Annotated in this window: 16 protein-coding genes and 1 tRNA gene; 16 read left to right on the top strand and 1 reads right to left on the bottom strand. The window is 57.7% G+C overall.

Features of this window, described 5'->3' with window-relative positions:
• Positions 1-241 precede the first annotated feature (241 nt).
• The 15 genes from ACQZ51_RS01625 (at position 242) to ACQZ51_RS01555 (ending at position 16,476) form a co-directional block, all read left to right on the top strand.
• Entirely contained in the window at positions 242-1,945 is a 1,704-nt protein-coding gene (locus ACQZ51_RS01625; protein WP_448775717.1) for a long-chain-fatty-acid--CoA ligase, read from the top strand.
• 107 nt (positions 1,946-2,052) lie between these two features.
• Positions 2,053-3,684, top strand: coding sequence for a glucose-6-phosphate isomerase (gene pgi / locus ACQZ51_RS01620; RefSeq protein ID WP_448774741.1), 1,632 nt, complete (start codon positions 2,053-2,055; stop codon positions 3,682-3,684).
• Positions 3,685-4,050: 366 nt separating this feature from the next.
• Entirely contained in the window at positions 4,051-5,415 is a 1,365-nt protein-coding gene (locus ACQZ51_RS01615) for an ATP-binding protein (protein WP_448775716.1), read from the top strand.
• 189 nt (positions 5,416-5,604) lie between these two features.
• Positions 5,605-5,681: transfer RNA gene (locus ACQZ51_RS01610), tRNA-Arg, on the top strand.
• Positions 5,682-6,134: 453 nt separating this feature from the next.
• Complete coding sequence (locus tag ACQZ51_RS01605) at positions 6,135-6,797, top strand: hypothetical protein (RefSeq protein ID WP_448774740.1); 663 nt, start codon at positions 6,135-6,137, stop codon at positions 6,795-6,797.
• On the top strand, positions 6,794-7,522 hold the full coding sequence (locus ACQZ51_RS01600) for an HAD family hydrolase (protein WP_448774738.1): 729 nt from the start codon (positions 6,794-6,796) through the stop codon (positions 7,520-7,522). The genes ACQZ51_RS01605 and ACQZ51_RS01600 overlap by 4 nt, the downstream gene beginning before the upstream one ends.
• Positions 7,523-7,540: 18 nt before the next feature.
• Positions 7,541-9,067 carry a glycosyltransferase family 2 protein gene (locus tag ACQZ51_RS01595; protein WP_448774736.1) on the top strand — a complete coding sequence of 509 codons (1,527 nt, stop codon included), beginning with the start codon at positions 7,541-7,543 and terminating at the stop codon, positions 9,065-9,067.
• Positions 9,068-9,073: 6 nt separating this feature from the next.
• Positions 9,074-9,784, top strand: a complete 711-nt coding sequence (locus ACQZ51_RS01590; protein WP_448774735.1) for a hypothetical protein — start codon at positions 9,074-9,076, stop codon at positions 9,782-9,784.
• Positions 9,785-9,890: 106 nt separating this feature from the next.
• Entirely contained in the window at positions 9,891-10,592 is a 702-nt protein-coding gene (locus ACQZ51_RS01585) for a hypothetical protein (protein WP_448774734.1), read from the top strand.
• Positions 10,593-10,772: 180 nt separating this feature from the next.
• On the top strand, positions 10,773-12,104 hold the full coding sequence (locus ACQZ51_RS01580) for an alpha/beta hydrolase (RefSeq protein WP_448774732.1): 1,332 nt from the start codon (positions 10,773-10,775) through the stop codon (positions 12,102-12,104).
• Between the two features lie 69 nt (positions 12,105-12,173).
• Complete coding sequence (locus ACQZ51_RS01575; protein ID WP_448774730.1) at positions 12,174-13,211, top strand: 4-hydroxyproline epimerase; 1,038 nt, start codon at positions 12,174-12,176, stop codon at positions 13,209-13,211.
• Between the two features lie 96 nt (positions 13,212-13,307).
• A complete protein-coding gene (pyrC, locus tag ACQZ51_RS01570; RefSeq protein WP_448774729.1) occupies positions 13,308-14,345 on the top strand; it encodes a dihydroorotase in 1,038 nt (345 codons plus the stop codon).
• 70 nt (positions 14,346-14,415) lie between these two features.
• Positions 14,416-15,114, top strand: coding sequence for an orotate phosphoribosyltransferase (locus ACQZ51_RS01565; RefSeq protein ID WP_448774727.1), 699 nt, complete (start codon positions 14,416-14,418; stop codon positions 15,112-15,114).
• 95 nt (positions 15,115-15,209) lie between these two features.
• The gene (locus ACQZ51_RS01560) at positions 15,210-16,136 is read left to right on the top strand and encodes a carbohydrate kinase family protein (RefSeq protein WP_448774726.1); all 927 of its coding nucleotides are present in this window, start codon (positions 15,210-15,212) and stop codon (positions 16,134-16,136) included.
• Positions 16,137-16,215: 79 nt separating this feature from the next.
• Positions 16,216-16,476, top strand: coding sequence for a hypothetical protein (locus ACQZ51_RS01555; RefSeq protein WP_448774724.1), 261 nt, complete (start codon positions 16,216-16,218; stop codon positions 16,474-16,476).
• Between the two features lie 20 nt (positions 16,477-16,496).
• Here the strand turns inward: ACQZ51_RS01555 and ACQZ51_RS01550 are convergent, their stop codons facing one another.
• On the bottom strand, positions 16,497-16,916 hold the full coding sequence (locus ACQZ51_RS01550; protein WP_448774722.1) for an Rrf2 family transcriptional regulator: 420 nt from the start codon (positions 16,914-16,916) through the stop codon (positions 16,497-16,499).
• Positions 16,917-16,997: 81 nt separating this feature from the next.
• On the opposite strand from ACQZ51_RS01550, the gene ACQZ51_RS01545 reads away from it, so the two are divergent.
• Positions 16,998-17,975, top strand: coding sequence for an alpha/beta fold hydrolase (locus ACQZ51_RS01545; protein WP_448774720.1), 978 nt, complete (start codon positions 16,998-17,000; stop codon positions 17,973-17,975).
• Positions 17,976-18,208: the final 233 nt, after the last annotated feature.

Raw genomic sequence — 18,208 nt, 5'->3', positions numbered from 1 at the left:
TTGATTGCGCAAATCAGCATTAAAGTCAAAAGCCAATCACGCGGCGCGCGATGGTGGAGATCGCAAGCGCCGATAGTTGACGTTTACGTTAGAGTTAATTACGCTGATGTGAGTGGATGGTTTTGGAGGCTTCATCTACGATTGCAATCGCTGGTGTGCCTGTCAGGCTGAGGAGCAGACAGGAGTGATCGCGTAGTATAGGTTGCAAGTGCCAGCATGGGAGGACGGGTATATGAGCGATATGAATTTGAGCCGCCTGGAAACGGGCAATTTGCCGCGACCCTGGCTTGCGTCCTATCCGCAGGGTGTGCCGGCTGAGCTTCCAGCGCCCGATTACACGTCGCTTGCGGAACTCCTTGTCAAAAGCTGTGAACGCTTCGCCGATCGCAAGGCATTTTCCAGCATGGGTAAATCGCTGACCTATCGTCAGCTTGAGGATCAAACCCGGCGCATCGGCGCGTGGCTTCAGCAAATGGGCCTGCAAAAGGGCGACCGCGTTGCGGTAATGATGCCGAATATTCTCCAGAACCCGGTTGCGACCTACGCCATTCTTCGCGCCGGTCTGATCGTCGTCAATGTCAATCCGCTCTACACGCCGCGCGAGCTTGAGCACCAGTTGAAGGATTCGGGCGCCAAGGCACTTTTCGTGCTGGAAAACTTCGCCCATGTGGTGCAGCAAGCCCTGCCCAAGACCGATGTGAAGCACGTCATCGTCGCCACGATGGGTGATCTGCTCGGCTTGAAAGGCCACATCGTCAATCTGGTGGTGCGAAAGGTCAAGAAAATGGTGCCGGCTTATGCGCTGCCTCAGGCTGTCAGCTACAAGCAGGTTCTGTCGCAATCGCGCCATATGGACTTGAAGCCCGTCAATCTCGGCCTCGATGACATCGCCTTTCTGCAATATACCGGCGGCACGACAGGCGTATCCAAGGGCGCGGTTCTCACCAATCGCAATCTTCTGGCCAATAAGAGCCAGATTGCGCTGTGGATGGAGCCAGCCTTCGTCAACCGGGCCCGGCCAGAGGTGCTGAACTTCGTCTGCGCCCTGCCGCTCTATCATATTTTTGCCCTGACCGTGAATTCCCTGATGGGCATTGCGCTTGGCGGCCACAATCTGCTGATTGCCAATCCGCGCGATATTCCGGGCTTCGTCAAGGAGCTTTCCGGCTATACGCCGCATGTCTTCCCCGGCATCAACACGCTGTTCAACGCGCTTTTGAACAATGAGGATTTCCGCAAGCTCGACCTGTCATCGCTGGTTCTGGTGATGGGCGGCGGCATGGCCGTGCAGCGCCCGGTTGCCGAACGCTGGGCATCCGTCACCGGCACCCACATTTGCGAAGGCTACGGCCTGTCCGAAACCTCGCCCGTTGCCACGGTCAACCCGCTCGGCACATCGGATTTTAGCGGCACCATCGGCCTTCCCATGCCCTCCACCGATATCGATATTCGCGACGATGACGGCAAAAGCCTGCCGCTTGGTGAAGTGGGTGAGATCTGCATTCGTGGTCCGCAGGTCATGGCCGGTTACTGGCAGCGTGCGGATGAGACCGCCAAGGTGATGACTGCTGACGGTTTCTTCCGGTCTGGCGATATGGGCTTTGTGGATAACCGTGGCTACACCAAGATCGTGGACCGCAAGAAGGATATGATCCTCGTCTCGGGCTTCAACGTTTACCCCAACGAGATCGAAGAGGTTGCAGCAGCCCATCCCGGCGTGCAGGAATGCGCCGCTGTTGGCGTGACGGACGAACATTCCGGCGAGGCGGTGAAGCTTTACGTGGTCAAGAAAGACCCTGCGCTGACCGTGGAAGAGCTGAAGGCATTTTGCGCCATTAGCCTCACCAACTACAAACGGCCCAAGCATATCGAGTTCATCGCAGAGCTGCCAAAGACCAATGTGGGCAAGATCCTTCGCCGTGAACTTCGAAAGCTGGCTAACTGATTGGTGCGCTTTATAATATTTCAATCGATTTAGTCGAACGCGCCTTGATTTAGCCTCGTGAAAAAGAATAGTTTCCTCATCCTTCCCCGGAGCATGAGGAGCATTCCATGCAGGACATCGTCAAAAGCCTGAAATCCACAGTCGAAAAGACTGGTGCGACCGATCTTCGCGCCGCCTTCGCCGCAGATGCACAACGCTTCGAGCGGTTCAGCGTGCGTTTCGACGACCTGCTGATGGACTATTCCAAATGCGCCGTGAACGACGAGGTCGTCGCCCTTCTTGAAAAGCTGGCCATTGAAGGCGGCGTCGAGACAAAGCGCGACGAGATGTTCTCCGGCAAGGAGATCAACTTCACCGAAGGCCGTGCCGTGCTGCACACCGCGCTGCGCAACCGTTCCAACACGCCCGTTCTGGTTGACGGCAAGGATGTGATGCCTGATGTGAACGGCGTTCTGGCCGCCATGGGCAAGTTCGCCCATTCCATTCGCACCGGCGTGCTCAAGGGCGCAACCGGCAAGAAGATCAACGATATCGTCAATATCGGTATTGGCGGCTCCGATCTCGGCCCGGTCATGGCGACGCTCGCACTGGCACCCTTCCATGATGGCCCGCGCGCGCATTTCGTGTCCAACATCGATGGCGCGCATATTGCCGATACGCTGAAGCTTGTTGACCCTGAGACGACGCTGTTCATCATCGCTTCCAAGACCTTCACCACCATCGAAACCATGACAAATGCGGCAACAGCCCGCGCCTTCATTGCCGACAAGCTGGGCGAAGATGCCGTCGCATTCCATTTCTGCGCCGTCTCCACAGCGCTCGACAAGGTGGCAAAGTTCGGCATCGACAGCGAGCGCGTCTTCGGTTTCTGGGATTGGGTGGGTGGACGTTACTCCATCTGGTCGGCCATTGGCCTGCCGCTGATGATTGCCATCGGACCGGAGAATTTCGGCAAGTTCCTGGATGGTGCGCATGCCATGGATACCCATTTCCGCACAGCCCCCGTGCTGCAGAACCTGCCGATGCTGCTCGGCCTTATCGGTTTTTACCATCGCAACGTGCTGGATTATTCCACCCGCGCCATTCTGCCTTACGACCAGCGCCTGTCGCGCTTCCCGGCCTATCTGCAACAGCTGGACATGGAATCGAACGGCAAGGGCGTCACCATTGATGGCACGCCGGTGGAAGGCCAGTCCGGCCCGGTTGTTTGGGGCGAACCCGGCACCAACGGCCAGCATGCGTTCTACCAGCTCATCCACCAAGGAACGAGCGTCATTCCAGCGGAATTCATGATTGCCGCCAATGGCTTTGAGCCGAAGCTGCGCCATCAGCATCAGTTGCTCATCGCCAATTGCCTTGCCCAATCGGAAGCCCTGATGAAGGGTCGCACGCTGGCGGAAGCGAAGGAACAGCTGACATCGAAGGGCATGGATGACAGCCACGCCGACTTCATCGCCCCGCACCGCGTCTTCACCGGCAACCGCCCGTCCATCACTTTCGTCTACGATACGCTGACGCCATTTGCGCTCGGCCGCCTCATCGCGCTTTATGAGCACCGCGTCTTCGTGGAAGGCGTGCTGTTCCGCATCAACTCGTTTGACCAGTGGGGCGTGGAGCTTGGCAAGGAACTGGCTACCGGCCTCCTGCCCGTGGTCGAGGGCAAGGAAAGTGCAGCGGATCATGACAGCTCGACGCAGGGACTGGTAAAGGCCCTGTCAGGTCTGGCAAAAACTGCCTGAGTTTCCACTTGCGAGATGCGCTGCGCCCTTACCGGGCGTGGTTGACAATTGAAACAGCCTGCCGAGATGATCGGCGGGCTGTTTTTCCAGAAGGGCTGTTTTAGCATCATTGCAACGGCTCCTTCTCTCAGCCGCCTTCCAAACGCGCCATCTGTTTGTAAATCGTGCGGAAAACCCTAATATCGCTTGGAATTGCGGCCGTGCGCCGATAAGTAACCATAGGCCCATGCAACAACAGGAACAGGCCTGGTGTTTTCGAACCTCATAAACAGGACCGACCATCTGGACGCGCAGGCGCAGAGCGAAGTGCCTGCCTTGACGCAAGGCCTGTCCGGCCGCCTGCTGTTGCTGACTGTCATCTTCGTGATGATTGCCGAAGTTCTGATCTTCGTTCCCTCCGTTGCCAATATGCGCCTCTCGTGGCTGCGTGACCGCCTGAACACCGCTGCCGCCGCCGGTGTGGTGATCGATGGCTTGCAGACCGAGCTGCCCAGAAGCGTCCAGAACGACACACTGCTGGCCACAGGCGCCAAGCTGATCGCTCTGCGCAAGGATGGCACCAACACGCTGCTGGCGGCGACCGAGGTGCCGCCCAGCGTGGATGACCAGTATGACCTTTCCGATGTGTCGCAGCTGACGGCGGTGCGGGATGCCTTTTCGGTGCTGCTGTCCAGCGGCAACCGCGTCATCCGGGTGTTCGACGTGATCGGCGACAGCAACATGATCATCGAGATCGTGATTGGCGAGCACAAGCTTCGCGCTGCGATGATTGCCTATGCCGGCAACGTGCTGATGCTGTCGGTGGCGCTCTCGCTGATTACCGCCAGCCTGATCTTCGTCTCCATTAACCGTATTCTCATCCGGCCCATCCGTCGACTGACGCTTGGCATGCAGAGCTTTTCCGAACAGCCAGACGACCCCTCCCGTGTGTTCAAGCCGGATGAGGGAACAGATGAGCTGACAGTGGCGGGGCGGCATCTGGCGGATATGCAGGCGCAGCTGCAAAAAACCCTGAAGCAGCAAAAAAACCTTGCCGATCTCGGCCTTGCCGTTTCCAAGATCAACCATGATATGCGCAACATCCTCTCATCGGCGCAGCTGATGTCGGACAGGCTTGTCGATGTCGATGACCCGATGGTGCGAAGCTTCGCGCCAAAGCTTCTGCGCACCATAGACCGCGCCGTGGGCTATACCAGCGAGGTTCTGGCCTATGGGCAGGCCACCGAAGGCGCACCAAAGCGGCGCCTGATAGATCTTGAGGAGCTGGTGCAGGACGTCAGGGATATTCTGGCGGTCGATCCCGCCAGCGGCATCGAATTGGTGGACAGCGTTCCACCCGGTCTGCGAATCGATGCCGACAGCGAACAGCTGTTCCGTGTTCTCTACAATCTCTGTCGCAACGCCGTGCAGGCGCTCCAGCAAGCCCGGGGCGAAGACTACCCCGACAAACGCCTGACGATTGCCGCACAGCGCAACGGAGACGTCGTCAGCATCGTCATCGACGACAATGGCCCCGGCATGCCGCAGAAGGCACGGGAGAACCTGTTCTCGGCCTTCCGTGGCTCCGCCCGCTCCGGCGGCACAGGCCTTGGCCTCGTTATTGCGCGTGAGCTGGTGCTCTCCCACAAGGGAACCATCGCGCTGGTGGAAAAATCGCACCACGGCACGCAATTCCGCATCGAAATCCCTGATCGCGCAGCATCCGATCTGCGCGCCACCAACGGCGCCTGATAAGAAAATGCCGCAGCACCTTTTGCGGCTGTTTTTGCCCTTCGATTTATGCATATCATAATTTCAATGATTTCAATAACTTAGAAAATTCATTACATAAAAATGACAATTTCTCAGCAAAACCGCTTGCATTCAAACTGAGGACGTTTTAGAGGATCGCCACGCCAACGGAACATGTTTCTGCGGCACGCACCCGTAGCTCAGCTGGATAGAGCACCAGACTACGAATCTGGGGGTCAGGAGTTCGAATCTCTTCGGGTGCGCCATTTCTCTTCTCTTTAAATTGTCAGATATCATGGGCTTGGCGGAAGCTTTGATTGCCAGGTCTGCTTTCGTGATTGCGCTGCAATTCCTTTTCAGCTCATGCTGAACGCGCATCGCCATTGGAGTGATGACCGGGAACGTTTGAAGCTTCCTTGTGCTGCACATCGCTCCGTTCTTGTCCTATTGAATAGGCACCTCGCTCATCTACGCCCGACACACGGCATATTTGACGTTCGCAGCAAGTTCTCCCCTGAATTTCCTTTGATATTTCGGCGCTCCAACTCCATCACCAATATTGATAATAAAGAATAGTCTTAAACTGGCGTCATCAGCCGCAATAAGCTTGGCGCAAGGTCTACAACCTTAAATAACGCTAGAATAACTCGAATCAAAGCGGCGACAAAGCATGCCTGGTGGCAATTCCTTGGCAGGTGCTATGTGGCAAGGACGTTAAAATGAGCAACCTTTCCACCAGCAACATCCTTGCGCACCGTGGCAGTTGGAACAGCGATATTCCAAAGAATTCGCGGCAAGCACTGTCACGCGCACTTCTGGCCGGTTACGGCCTGGAAACTGATATCCGCGATCTCGATGGAGAACTGGTCGTTTCCCACGATCCGCCGAAAACATCTGATGATATCATTCCGTTTGACTGGCTGCTGGAATTCTACGTCGCAAACCATTGCGCCGGTGTACTTGCGCTCAATATCAAATCCGATGGCCTGGCTGCAATGAGCAAGGCTGCGCTGCTTCGCCATGGCGTTAGCGCCTATTTCGTTTTCGACATGTCTATCCCCGATACGCTTTGGTATCTGAATGCCGACATGCCCGCCTATAGCCGTGTCAGTGAGTACGAGCCGGAGCCTGCTCTGGCCGATCGTTGCTCCGGCATCTGGCTCGACAATTTCACCGGCAATTTTCCTCAAGTGGACGCTGCGATCAAGCTGCAGACTCTTGGCAAGCCGATCGCCATCGTCTCTCCGGAACTTCACAAGCGTCCGCACGAAGCCTTCTGGGCATCCCTGAAGGATCAGGCCGGGCTGGATATGTCGTCGATATTGCTTTGTACCGATTTTCCGGATGAGGCGGCGTCGTTTTTTAAGGGTGCAATATCATGATCAAAGCCGTTCTCTTCGATATGGATGGCGTCCTCATCGACGCAAAGGATTGGCACTACGAGGCGCTGAACCGTGCGCTCGAACTGTTCGGCTATACGATCAGCCGCGAATCCCATCTGTCGACCTTCGATGGTCTGCCCACACGCCGCAAGCTGGAGATCCTCAGCGCAGCGCATGGTTTGCCGAGCGGCCTGACCGGTCTGATCAACACGCTCAAGCAGAATTACACGATCGAGCTGACCCATTTGCGGTGCAAGCCGGTCTTCCATCATCAGAAGGCCTTGTCGCGGTTGCACAAGAGCGGCCGCAAGATCGCCGTCTGCTCCAATTCGATCCGCAATTCCATCGAAGTGATGATGAAGCTTGCGGCACTGACACCCTTCATTGACGAGATCATTTCGAATGAAGACGTGGCCAAGGCCAAGCCTGATCCTGAAATGTACCTCTCGGCTATGCAGCGCTTCGGCGTCGAGCCGCATGAGTGCCTCATTCTCGAAGACAATGAACACGGCATTCGCGCGGCCCGCGCCAGCGGTGGGCATGTGTTTGTGGTGGGCACGCCGGCAGATGTTACCTATGAGCGGATCATGGCGCGCATCAGCGAGATCGAGCTTGCCGAGATGAAGCAGTTGCTGGCCCAGGGCGCGCAGACACCACCTGCGGCAAACACCGCGCCGCAGTCCGTTGCTGATGCTCCTCAAGCTCATCAGCGCAAGATAGCGTAACATCAGTCAGGATTCGCTATGCAGATTCTTATGCCGATCGCCAGCCGCTCCCAGTTCTTTCCGGAACAGGAGTATTTCTTTCCAAAGCCGCTGATCGAAATTGCGGGCAAGCCGATGATCGACACGGTCGTCTCGGCGTTGAAGTCGACGATAGCGGATGCCCGCTTCTGCTTCATCATCTCTGGCGACGATGCGCGGCGCTTTTCGCTGGATGAAACGCTGAAGATCATTGGCGGGCCGCACACCAAGGTCATTCAGCGCATTGGCGAGACCAAGGGCGGGCTATGCTCTGCCCTTCTGGCGGGCGACGAACTGGACATGGAGCAGCCGCTGGTCATCTGCAACAGCGATCAGATCATCGATGTGCCGCTCATGGATATCCTTGAAAAATTCCGCCAAGACGATGTCGCATCCGGCGTCATCACCTTCCGATCTGTCCATCCGCGCTGGTGCTACATCGTTCCTGACGAGCAGGGGCGTGTTGCGCAGGCGGCAGAAAAGCGTGTCGTTTCAGATATCGCCATTGCCGGCTTCTACTATTTCCAGCGGGCGGGCGATTTCTTCGACGCCGCGCGCCGCGCCATCCTAAGCGGCGACGAGGTTGATGGCCTCTATTACATTTCCGCAGCACTCAACCAGATCATTCTTCAGGATGTGAATGTTGCGTATGCGAAGATTGATGCGTCCAAATATTACAGCTTCTATTCCCCGGAAAAGATTGCCGAATTTGCCACGACCGAGCTCGCCATGAGCCTGCGCGATCACCCCGGCGACGACGCACCGATTAACGTCCTCATTCCTGCTGCAGGTGAAGGAAGCCGTTTTGCCAAGCAGAATTGGCGCAAGCCCAAGCCCTTCATCGACGTTGATGGGCGGATGATGCTGGAGCATGTGATCGGCAATGTCTGCCCGCCCAATGCCAGCACCACGGTTCTGCTGCGTGCCGAGCACATCAAGTCCTGTGATGCAGATGTGCGGCGGCTGAATGAAATCGGTGTGGCCATTCGCACCGTTGACCGCCTGACGGAAGGCACGGCCTGCACGCTGCTGCTGGCCCGCAGCACATTCGACAACGACCAGCCGCTGCTTGTGGCCAATTCCGACCAGTGGGTCGATTTCGACTGCACAGCCTTTGTGAAGGATTGTATAGACCGTAAGTTGGACGGCTCCATTCTGGTGTTTCGTGATGTCGCCATGGACCCGAAATGGTCTTTCGCACGGGTCGATGAGAAAGGGCTCGTGGTCGAGGTCGCAGAGAAAAAGCCGATTTCCGATCTGGCGACCGTTGGTATCTATCTCTTCCGCCGGGGCTCGGACTTCGTTCGCGCCGCCATTGACATGATCGCGGCCAATGAGCGCGTCAACAACGAGTTCTATACCTGCCCGACCTATAATTACATGATCCGCAATGGTGCGAAGATCGGCGTCTATGAAGTCGCCAGCGATGCCATGAAGGGTCTAGGAACGCCTGAAGACCTGACCGCATTCCTCACCGAAACCGGCGCTCCCGTCTCGGCGGATGCGCCGATGGCGATGGCTGGCTGACGGTCGATGGCAGGCGGGGGCTTCAACATCATCGTACCGATGGCCGGACCGGATTTCGTGTCTGCGGACGGAGAGATCAAGGCGCTGAAGGATATTGGTGATGCCGAGCCGTTTCTGCGGGCAACATTGATGGGGCGGCCCTGGGCGCCCCTCGCCGCGCCCAGCGATTACACATTCGTTCTGCATGACCGTGCAGAGACCCGTGCTTTCGCAGAACAGCAGCTGCAATCCTGGTATCCCGGTTGCAGCACCGTCTTCCTGTCGCGTTTCACCGCCGGTGCGGCGCTGAGCAGTCTGGCCGGGGCCACCCTCCAGATGGGCGCCGATAACAGACCCTTGATGGTGGATCTGGCCGATATCATCTACACGACCGATCTTGATCCAGCGCGCCATTTCAATGAAAACTCCGGCGATGGCGGCATTGCCCTGACCTTTACCAGCTCCAATCCGATCTACAGCTACCTGCGCAGAGACGCCGATGGCGTGGTGGTCGAAGCCGCTGAGAAAAAGGTCATCTCAAACGAAGCGTCGGCTGGCACCTACGTGTTCAAAAGCGGTTCGATCTTCCTGCGCGCCGTCGCGCATGCATTGGACAATGCCGCAACGCAGACCCATCGCGACCTGTTTTTCGTGTGTCCGCTTTTTAATGGCGTGCTTGCCCAGTCGCTGCGTGTCGCCATCCATGGCGTGACGGATGTGAGGGATGTGAAATCATGATGGCGTGCCGTGCCGAAGACCGCGCTCCTTTCCTTTTTTACTGAGCGGGTGAACCAACCCTTCTCACGCTCGTCATGAAACAATTGTCAGATATATCGAGGCCTCTATGAAAATAGCTATCCTGTTGCGCGGCCACCATTTTCTCGAAAAGGACCGGTTCGGCTTCCCCATGGATGCGCGTGAGAATGCCGCGTCGCTGATGGAAAAGTTCCTGCTGCCGATCCGGTTGAAATACCCGGATACCAAGCTCTACCTCGCCACCTATGACAGCCCTGTGCTCGAAGAACTGAAGGAACTCATCGGGCCCTGCGAGATGATTCCGCTCGATGCGGAAGGCAGCACGCAGATTGAAACCCTGAAACAGGGTCTCAAGCATGTGTTCGACAATGATGATTTCGACACGCTCATCGTCTCGCGCTTCGATCTCGACTTCAAAAAGAATTTCGACGACTGGAACGTGCAGCTTGATGATTTGAGCGTTTATTTCAGCTGGAAGGAAACCTTACAGGGCTGGCGGGACCACAACCGTGTGGGCGATGCGGTCCACATTATCGGCCGTAAGGCCATGAGTGATTTTTACAATGCCACGATCATGTGCCAGCTGGCGAGGCGCACCAACCTTCACATGCTCTACTATTTCCTGCGAACGACCGTTGGAACCGCCCGCTTTATCGAGCCCGGGCATTGGGACTCCAACACGCTGTTTTCCAACCCCGAATGCGACAATCCGCTCTACAAGATTTCCAATCGGCCGCGGCTGGAAACGCCGCACAATGGCATCATACCGACGGAAATCTTCGGAGAGTAACGTCTGGTGCGGATGTTGTGCTGAGGCGTTCGCGACACACCGTCCGCGAATAGCAATCGTCAATTCCGGCTTGCGGCTGGCCTATGGCGGGCTGTTCTGCAATAAGGGAAACGATAAAGGCCAAGGCTCCAGATCGTCATTGTGGCGAGAGAGCCTTTGCCCTGTTCCTGGAGTATCGGAATGGTCGCAAGGCTTGTCGCTTTCGTCACCCTGCTTGCCTTTCTCGCCAGTTGCGGCGGTCGGCCCATTGGCGTCATGACGCCCACGGGCGAGCGCGTGCAGGGCACCTCTGCGGTCAATCTGCTGGTGGCAACAACCCGGGCGCCGTCTGAGGACAAAGCCATTCTCTTCGGAGGCGAGCGCGGAACAGGGCTGAAGGTCGATGCCATCTCCGTTTCCATTCCGCCCGAAGCCAACCGCACGGTCGGCCAGGTGCAGTGGCCGAAGAAGCTTCCCGCCGATCCGTTGAAGAGCTTCACCACCGTTTCCGTTGAACCCTTGAAGAACGATCCCGACACCCAAAGCTGGATCAAGCGCAACAGCCTGAAGAACAAGCGTGTTCTCGTCTTCGTGCATGGCTTCAACAATCGCTATGAGGAATCGGTCTACCGCTTTGCGCAGATCGTCCATGATTCCGGGTCGGATGTGATGCCTGTTGTCTTCACCTGGCCGTCCCGCGCCAGTGTGTTCGATTACAATTACGACAAGGAAAGCACCAATTATTCCCGCGATGCGCTGGAAGAAATGCTGACGCGGCTGGCAAAAGACAATGCCGTCAGCGACGTGACCATCATGGCCCATTCCATGGGAACGTGGCTTGCGGTGGAGTCCCTGCGCCAGATGGCCATCCGCCACGGCCGGGTCTATCCCAAGATCAACAATGTCATTCTGGCCGCACCAGATCTCGATGTCGATGTGTTTGCACGTCAATATGCAAGCCTTGGCGCGGACAAGCCCAAGTTCACGCTGTTCGTCTCTCAGGATGACAGGGCGCTCAGCCTGTCGCGCCGCATCTCCGGCAATGTCGACCGCCTCGGCCAGATCGACCCTGCCGCTGAACCCTATCGCAGCCAGCTGGAAAGTGCTGGCATCACCGTTCTTGATCTCACCAAGCTGAAATCCGGCGATCGCCTCAACCATGGCAAATTTGCCGAAAGCCCGGAAGTCGTGCGCCTTATCGGCGGCCGGCTGATCGACGGGCAGACGGTGACGGATTCCGATGTCGGCCTGGGTGAGGCTATTGGCGCAGTCGGTATCGGCGCCGCCCAGACCGTCGGCACGGCGGCCAGCGTCGTCGTCAGCGCGCCCATTGCCGTCTTCGATCCGCGAACCCGCGAGAACTATGGCCGCCAGGTCGAGCGCCTCGGCCGCTCCGTCGGCAACACCGTTGGCTCCGTGGGCGATACGGCAACCAGCGTCATCGATCCGCAAGGGCAAAACACCGGCACGCGGCGATCTGATGATTGCAACCTGTCTGTCAACCGAGGCAATTCTGAATGCCGGGATCGCTGAGCGCATAATATACAAACAGTATTTTATGCGCTATGAGCGTACATCTCAATTCCTGCCGGAGTGATCGCCATGCGCTTCAGACGTACCCTTCAGCTTCTCGATGTTCATTGCGAAGGTGAAATCGGGCGCGTTGCAACCGGCGGCGTTCCGAAAATTCCGGGCAGCACGGTGGCCGAGCAGCTTCATTGGCTCAACACCGATCCGAAGGGCGAAGAACTCCGGCGCTTCCTGACGCTGGAACCGCGCGGCGCGCCCATTGGCTCCGTCAACCTTCTTCTGCCGCCCAAACACCCGGATGCGGATGCCGCCTTCGTCATTCTCCAGCCGGATCAGGCGCATGCAAGCTCCGGCTCCAACTCCATCTGCGCCACCACAGCCCTTTTGGAAAGCGGCATGGTGGAGATGAAGGAGCCGGAAACCATCGTCATGCTGGAAACGGCGGCCGGTCTGGTCAAGGCCACCGCCACCTGCCGCGATGGGCGCTGCGAAAAGGTGACGCTGACCATGGTGCCATCCTTCGTGCATGAACTGGATGTTGAGATCGACACGCCGGACTGGGGCCGCATCCGCATGGATATCGCCTATGGCGGCATTTTTTATGCCCTCGTTGACGTGGGCCAGATCGGCCTCACCATAGACAAGGCCAATGCGGCAAAGCTTGTCGCCGCAGGCATGGTGCTGAAAGACATCGTCAACCGCGACTTGCCCGTCGTGCATCCGGAAATTCCCGCCATTTCGGGCGTTGCCTATGTGATGTTCCGCGATACCGAGGCCGATGGCACCTTCCGCACCTGCACCACCATGTGGCCGGGCCGTGCGGATCGCTCGCCCTGCGGCACCGGCAACTCGGCCAATCTCGCCACGCTGCATGCGCGCGGCAAGGTGAAGGTTGGCGATAGCTATACATCGCGCTCCATCATCGGCACGCAGTTCGAGGTGGGGTTGTCAGCCGTTACCGAGGTCGCTGGCAAGCCAGCTGTCATTCCCACCATTGCCGGGCGCGGCTTTACCTTCGGCATGCACCAGGTCTGGCTTGATCCCAATGATCCGCTGGCAGATGGCTTTGCCATGACCGATGTCTGGGGTCCGCAGGCGGGCGCGATTTAACCCGTTACGGGTTGGAAAAACGCGTCCTGGACGTTGTTTTCTTCCATGGAATGGTGCTAAACGGGCGTAATTCCAGCATGATCCAGAGGTTTTACGATGAAGTCGATCACCCTTCGCCGCCCTGATGACTGGCACCTGCATTTGCGCGATGGCGCAATGCTGGAAGGCGTGATTGGCGATACCAGCCGCCATTTCGCCCGCGCCATCATCATGCCGAACCTCGTTCCGCCTGTCGTTACGACAGCAGATGCCATCGCTTACAAAGAGCGCATCACCAAGACTATTCCCGCAGGTGACCGCTTCCAACCGCTGATGACGCTGTACCTGACCGAACACACCAGCCCTGATGATGTGGAACAGGGCAAGACGAGTGGCCTCATCCATGCGGTCAAGCTTTACCCCGCCGGTGCCACCACCAATTCCCATGGCGGCGTCAGGGATATGGACAAGGCCATGCCGGTGCTGGAGCGCATGGCGAAGATCGGCCTGCCCCTCTGCGTCCACGGAGAAGTCACGACGCCCGAAGTGGATATTTTCGACCGCGAGAAGGTGTTCATCGAAACGGTTTTGGAGCCGCTGCGAAAGCGCTTGCCCGAGTTGAAGGTGACGATGGAGCATGTGACGACACAGGACGGCGTGGATTACATCAAGTCATCCAAGGCCAATCTCGCAGGCACCATCACCACCCATCACCTCATCATCAACCGCAACGCCATTCTGGTCGGCGGTATCAAGCCGCATTATTACTGCCTTCCGGTTGCCAAGCGCGAAGAGCACCGCTTGGCGCTGCGCGCTGCCGCCACATCCGGCGACAGCAGATTTTTCCTCGGCACGGATTCTGCCCCGCATGTGGACCCGTTGAAGGAATGCGCCTGCGGCTGTGCGGGCATCTACACCTCCATCAACACTATGAGCTGCCTTGCCCATGTATTCGAGCAGGACAATGCGCTGGACAAGCTGGAAGCCTTCACCTCGCTCAGCGGCCCCGCCTGGTACGGCCTTGCCCCGAACGAGGAGACCATCACGCTCATCAAGCGCGATGAGTCGGTCAGCTTCCCGGAAAAGATCGAAACGGGCGCTGGCCCGGTGACCGTATTTGACCCCATGTTCCCGTTGCATTGGGATGTCGCCTGAATTTTCAAAATCACTGCCGGTTCGTCCGGCAGTTTTTCTATGTAGCACCTGATCAAAGAGGAAACGCCCGATGTCCACATTCACATTCACGGATCGCGCCCTGGTGGCAGAACTTGTCGCGAAGATGCTGTGGGAGATCAAGGCGGTTCATTTCAATTCGGAAAGCCCCTACACATTCGCATCGGGCATGAAGAGCCCTGTCTATATCGACATGCGCAAGCTGATTTCCTATCCGCGCATTCGCTCCACCGTCATGGATTTCGCAGCCGCGAAAATCGTGGCAGATGCCGGTTTTGAAAAATTCGATTGCGTGGCCGGTGGCGAAACCGCAGGCATTCCTTTCGCCGCATTTCTGGCGGAACGCCTTGGCCTGCCGATGATCTATTGCCGCAAGAAGCCCAAAGGCCATGGCCGCAATGCGCAGATCGAAGGCCACATGCCCGAAGGCGCGCGCGTGCTGGTCATCGAAGACCTGACAACGGCTGGCGGCTCCATGTTCACCTTCATCGAAGCCATCCGCGCGGCCGGTGGCGTTGTCGATCACGGCATCGCCCTGTTCTACTATGGCATCTTCCAGGAAGCCGAAGCACGCTTTGCCAACGGCAATGTGAAGCTGCATTACCTCAGCACATGGCGCGATGTTCTGGCCGTCGCACGCGCCGAAAAGCTGTTCGATGACAAGACCCTGTCGGAAGTTGAAGCCTTCCTCGACAATCCGCTGCCATGGTCTGCCGCCCGCGGCGGGGTCAGCGAATTGCCGCAATCCTGATCTTTTCTGGCGAAACATTTTCAGCTTCAAGGCGACTGGAAAAGTCGGGCGAAGTTGTTTAAATCGATTTAGTTTTTGGTACGGAGGAAAACCGGATGATCCTGTGTTGTGGTGAAGCCCTGATCGACATGCTGCCGCGTGAAACCACGAAGGGCGAAGCCGGTTTTGCGCCCTATGCGGGCGGGGCGGTCTTCAACACGGCCATCGCGCTGGGTCGTCTCGGTGTTCCCTCCGCCTTCTTCTGCGGCATCGCCGATGACATGATGGGCGAGATCCTGAAAGACACGCTGAAGGCCAGCAATGTGGATTACAGCCTCTGCGCTTTCTCCAACCGCCCCTCCACCATTGCCTTCGTCAAGCTGGTGGACGGCCACGCGACATACGCCTTTTACGATGAAGGCACGGCGTTGCGGATGCTGTCTGAAAGCGATCTGCCCAATATCGGCCCCGATTGCGAGGCCATGCATTTCGGCGCCATCAGCCTCATTCCAGAGCCTTGCGGCGGCACCTATGAGGCACTTTTGATGCGCGAACACGAAAAGCGTGTTATCTCGCTCGACCCCAACATCCGCCCCGGCTTCATCAAGGACAAGCAGAAACACCTCGACCGCATCAACCGCATGGCCGCCAAGTCTGACATCGTCAAGTTCTCGGATGAGGATCTGGCATGGTTCGGTCTGGAAGGCGATGAAGACACGCTGGCCCGCCACTGGCTGCACCACGGCGCCAAGCTAGTGGTCGTCACGCGCGGCGCAGAAGGCGCGGTCGGCTATACATCCAACCTTCGCGTGGAAGTGCCAAGCGAGCGCGTCGATGTCGTCGATACCGTCGGCGCAGGCGACACCTTCGACGCCGGCATCCTCGCCTCGCTGAAACTCCAGGGCCTGCTCACCAAGCCACAAGTCGCCGCCTTGACCGAGGAGCAGATCACCAAGGCACTCGGACTCGGCGCAAAGGCTGCTGCTGTGACGGTGTCACGCGCAGGCGCTAACCCGCCTTGGGCTGAGGAAATCGGGCTTTAGGCAGATGTTTCGCCGGTTTTGGCCCAGCGTTTCCCCGCTCTGCCTTTCTTCGGCCAAAACACTCCCTCTATAAGCGACCATGGAAATCTTTGAGGCCTATATTCCTGAAGACGTCGGCTCCATGCTGGTCATGGCCGTTTTTGCGGTCATCGCCATCTGGCTAGTGATGTTCTTGGTGCGCAAGCTGATCGGAATTGCGCTTCTCGCCGCCGTCGTCATCGGCGGCATGATGGTCTGGCAAAACCCGGCAGTGCTGGGAACCGCACAGGACACCGCCATGCGCTATTATGACCATTGGCATGATGGCGGAAGGTCCGATGACGGCCAGCGGCGGTGGTAGCTGCTCAGCGACAGCCAATGTCAGCCATTATCGCGTAAAAATGGACTCGCGAGGTCCTTGATGGTCGTCCCCGAAAACCGTAGCCGAAGGGTTTTTTCCGCGTCGGCCATGGCCTGATCCAGAAACAGGTTTACGGCACCTTCCACAGGGCAGGTGCTGTGGTCCTTAGAAAGTCCCAGAGAAAACGACGATCCGGTGAGTAGGGCATCGTGAACCTGCTCCACCGTGATTTCGTCCACGGCCTTGGCGAACCGCCAGCCTCCGCTTCGTCCCCCGGCAGAGGTCACGATGCCTTTTTCCTTCAAGGCCGCCATCGTCCGGCGCACGACAACCGGATTGGTGTTCAGCATCTTCGCAATGGTTTCCGACGTCTCGCTGCCGCCCAGCAGATGCATATGAAGTAGAACGTGAAGCATTCGGGAGAGTCTGGTATCTGACATTGCGTAACTTTACATGTTTCGGAAACTTGACGTTGCTCTATCTGTAACATACCTTGTTGCGGAATAGTAGAGGAGTACGTGATGTCGTCTCGCAAACTGATTGCCAATGGCCTTTCCATGCACATCGAAGAGCAGGGCAATGGCCCAGCGGTCCTTTTCGCTCACGGGTTTCCAGAAACGTCGTACGCTTGGCGCCACCAGCTTGTCGCGCTGGCGGCATCAGGATTTCATGCCATCGCGCCAGACATGCGGGGCTACGGGGAGACCGAAAAACCAGTCGATATTCATCGATACTCAATCTTCGATCTTGTTGGAGACCTTGTGGGCCTTCTCGATGCACTTGGCTATGACGACGCCATCATCGTCGGGAACGACTGGGGCAGCACCATTGCCTGGCAAGCAGCACTGATGCGGCCCGACAGGTTTAAGGGCGTTGTCGCGATCGGCGTTCCGATGATGGGTGCGCCGCCCGCCCCGCCGACGACATTCTTTCCGCAGACGGACGATGCTTTGTTCTATACGCTGTATTTCCAACAGCCGGGCATTGCAGAGGCGGAACTGGAACGCGACGTCGATGCGACTCTGCGCAAGATCCTGTTCTCAGCATCACGAGAGGCGGGACCTCGGCAGCCAAGCGACGGAACGCCGAACCCCTTCAGCATGGTCTCGCGTAAAGACGGGTTTCTGGCACCATTGCCAACACCCGAAACACTTCCCCACTGGTTGAGTGAGGCAGACCTCGCCCATTATGTCGAAACCTTCAGCCGGACCGGGTTTGGCGGCGGGCTTAACTACTATCGCAATCTCGACGCCAACTGGAGCCTTCAGCGTTCTCTCAGCGGCTTACAGGTCACTGTTCCCGCCGTCTTTATGGTGGGCGAGCAGGATGTGGGATTGAGCATTCCCGGCATGAGAGAGATGATCCATGCGATGCCAGCGCTGGTTCCGAACCTGAAGCAGAGCCTCACCCTATCCGAGTGCGGCCACTGGGCACCCCAGGAAAAGCCTCTCGAGGTCAGCACGGCAATCATTGATTTTGCGCGGTCCATCTATGGATAGCAGATGGAGGATATGCCGTAGTCAGAGCGCTACGCTTCCACCTCTGCTTGGTCGACCGCTGTCCTGAGCTACTGGCTCGGACCCGCAAAATTCACCTGAGCGTAATGATCGGCCGCAGGCATGGAAAACTAAGAATTCCACCTCCCGCGCAATCTCATTCGTTGATATCGTGTTGAATACGCGGAAAATGGGATCATCCCTCCCCTTTATGCGTTAAGCCGCTGCTGCGGTCG

The sequence above is a fragment of the Agrobacterium sp. CG674 genome, assembly GCF_053521645.1.
Note: the sequence above shows the minus strand (reverse complement) of the source record. Positions and strands in the feature narration are given on the sequence as shown.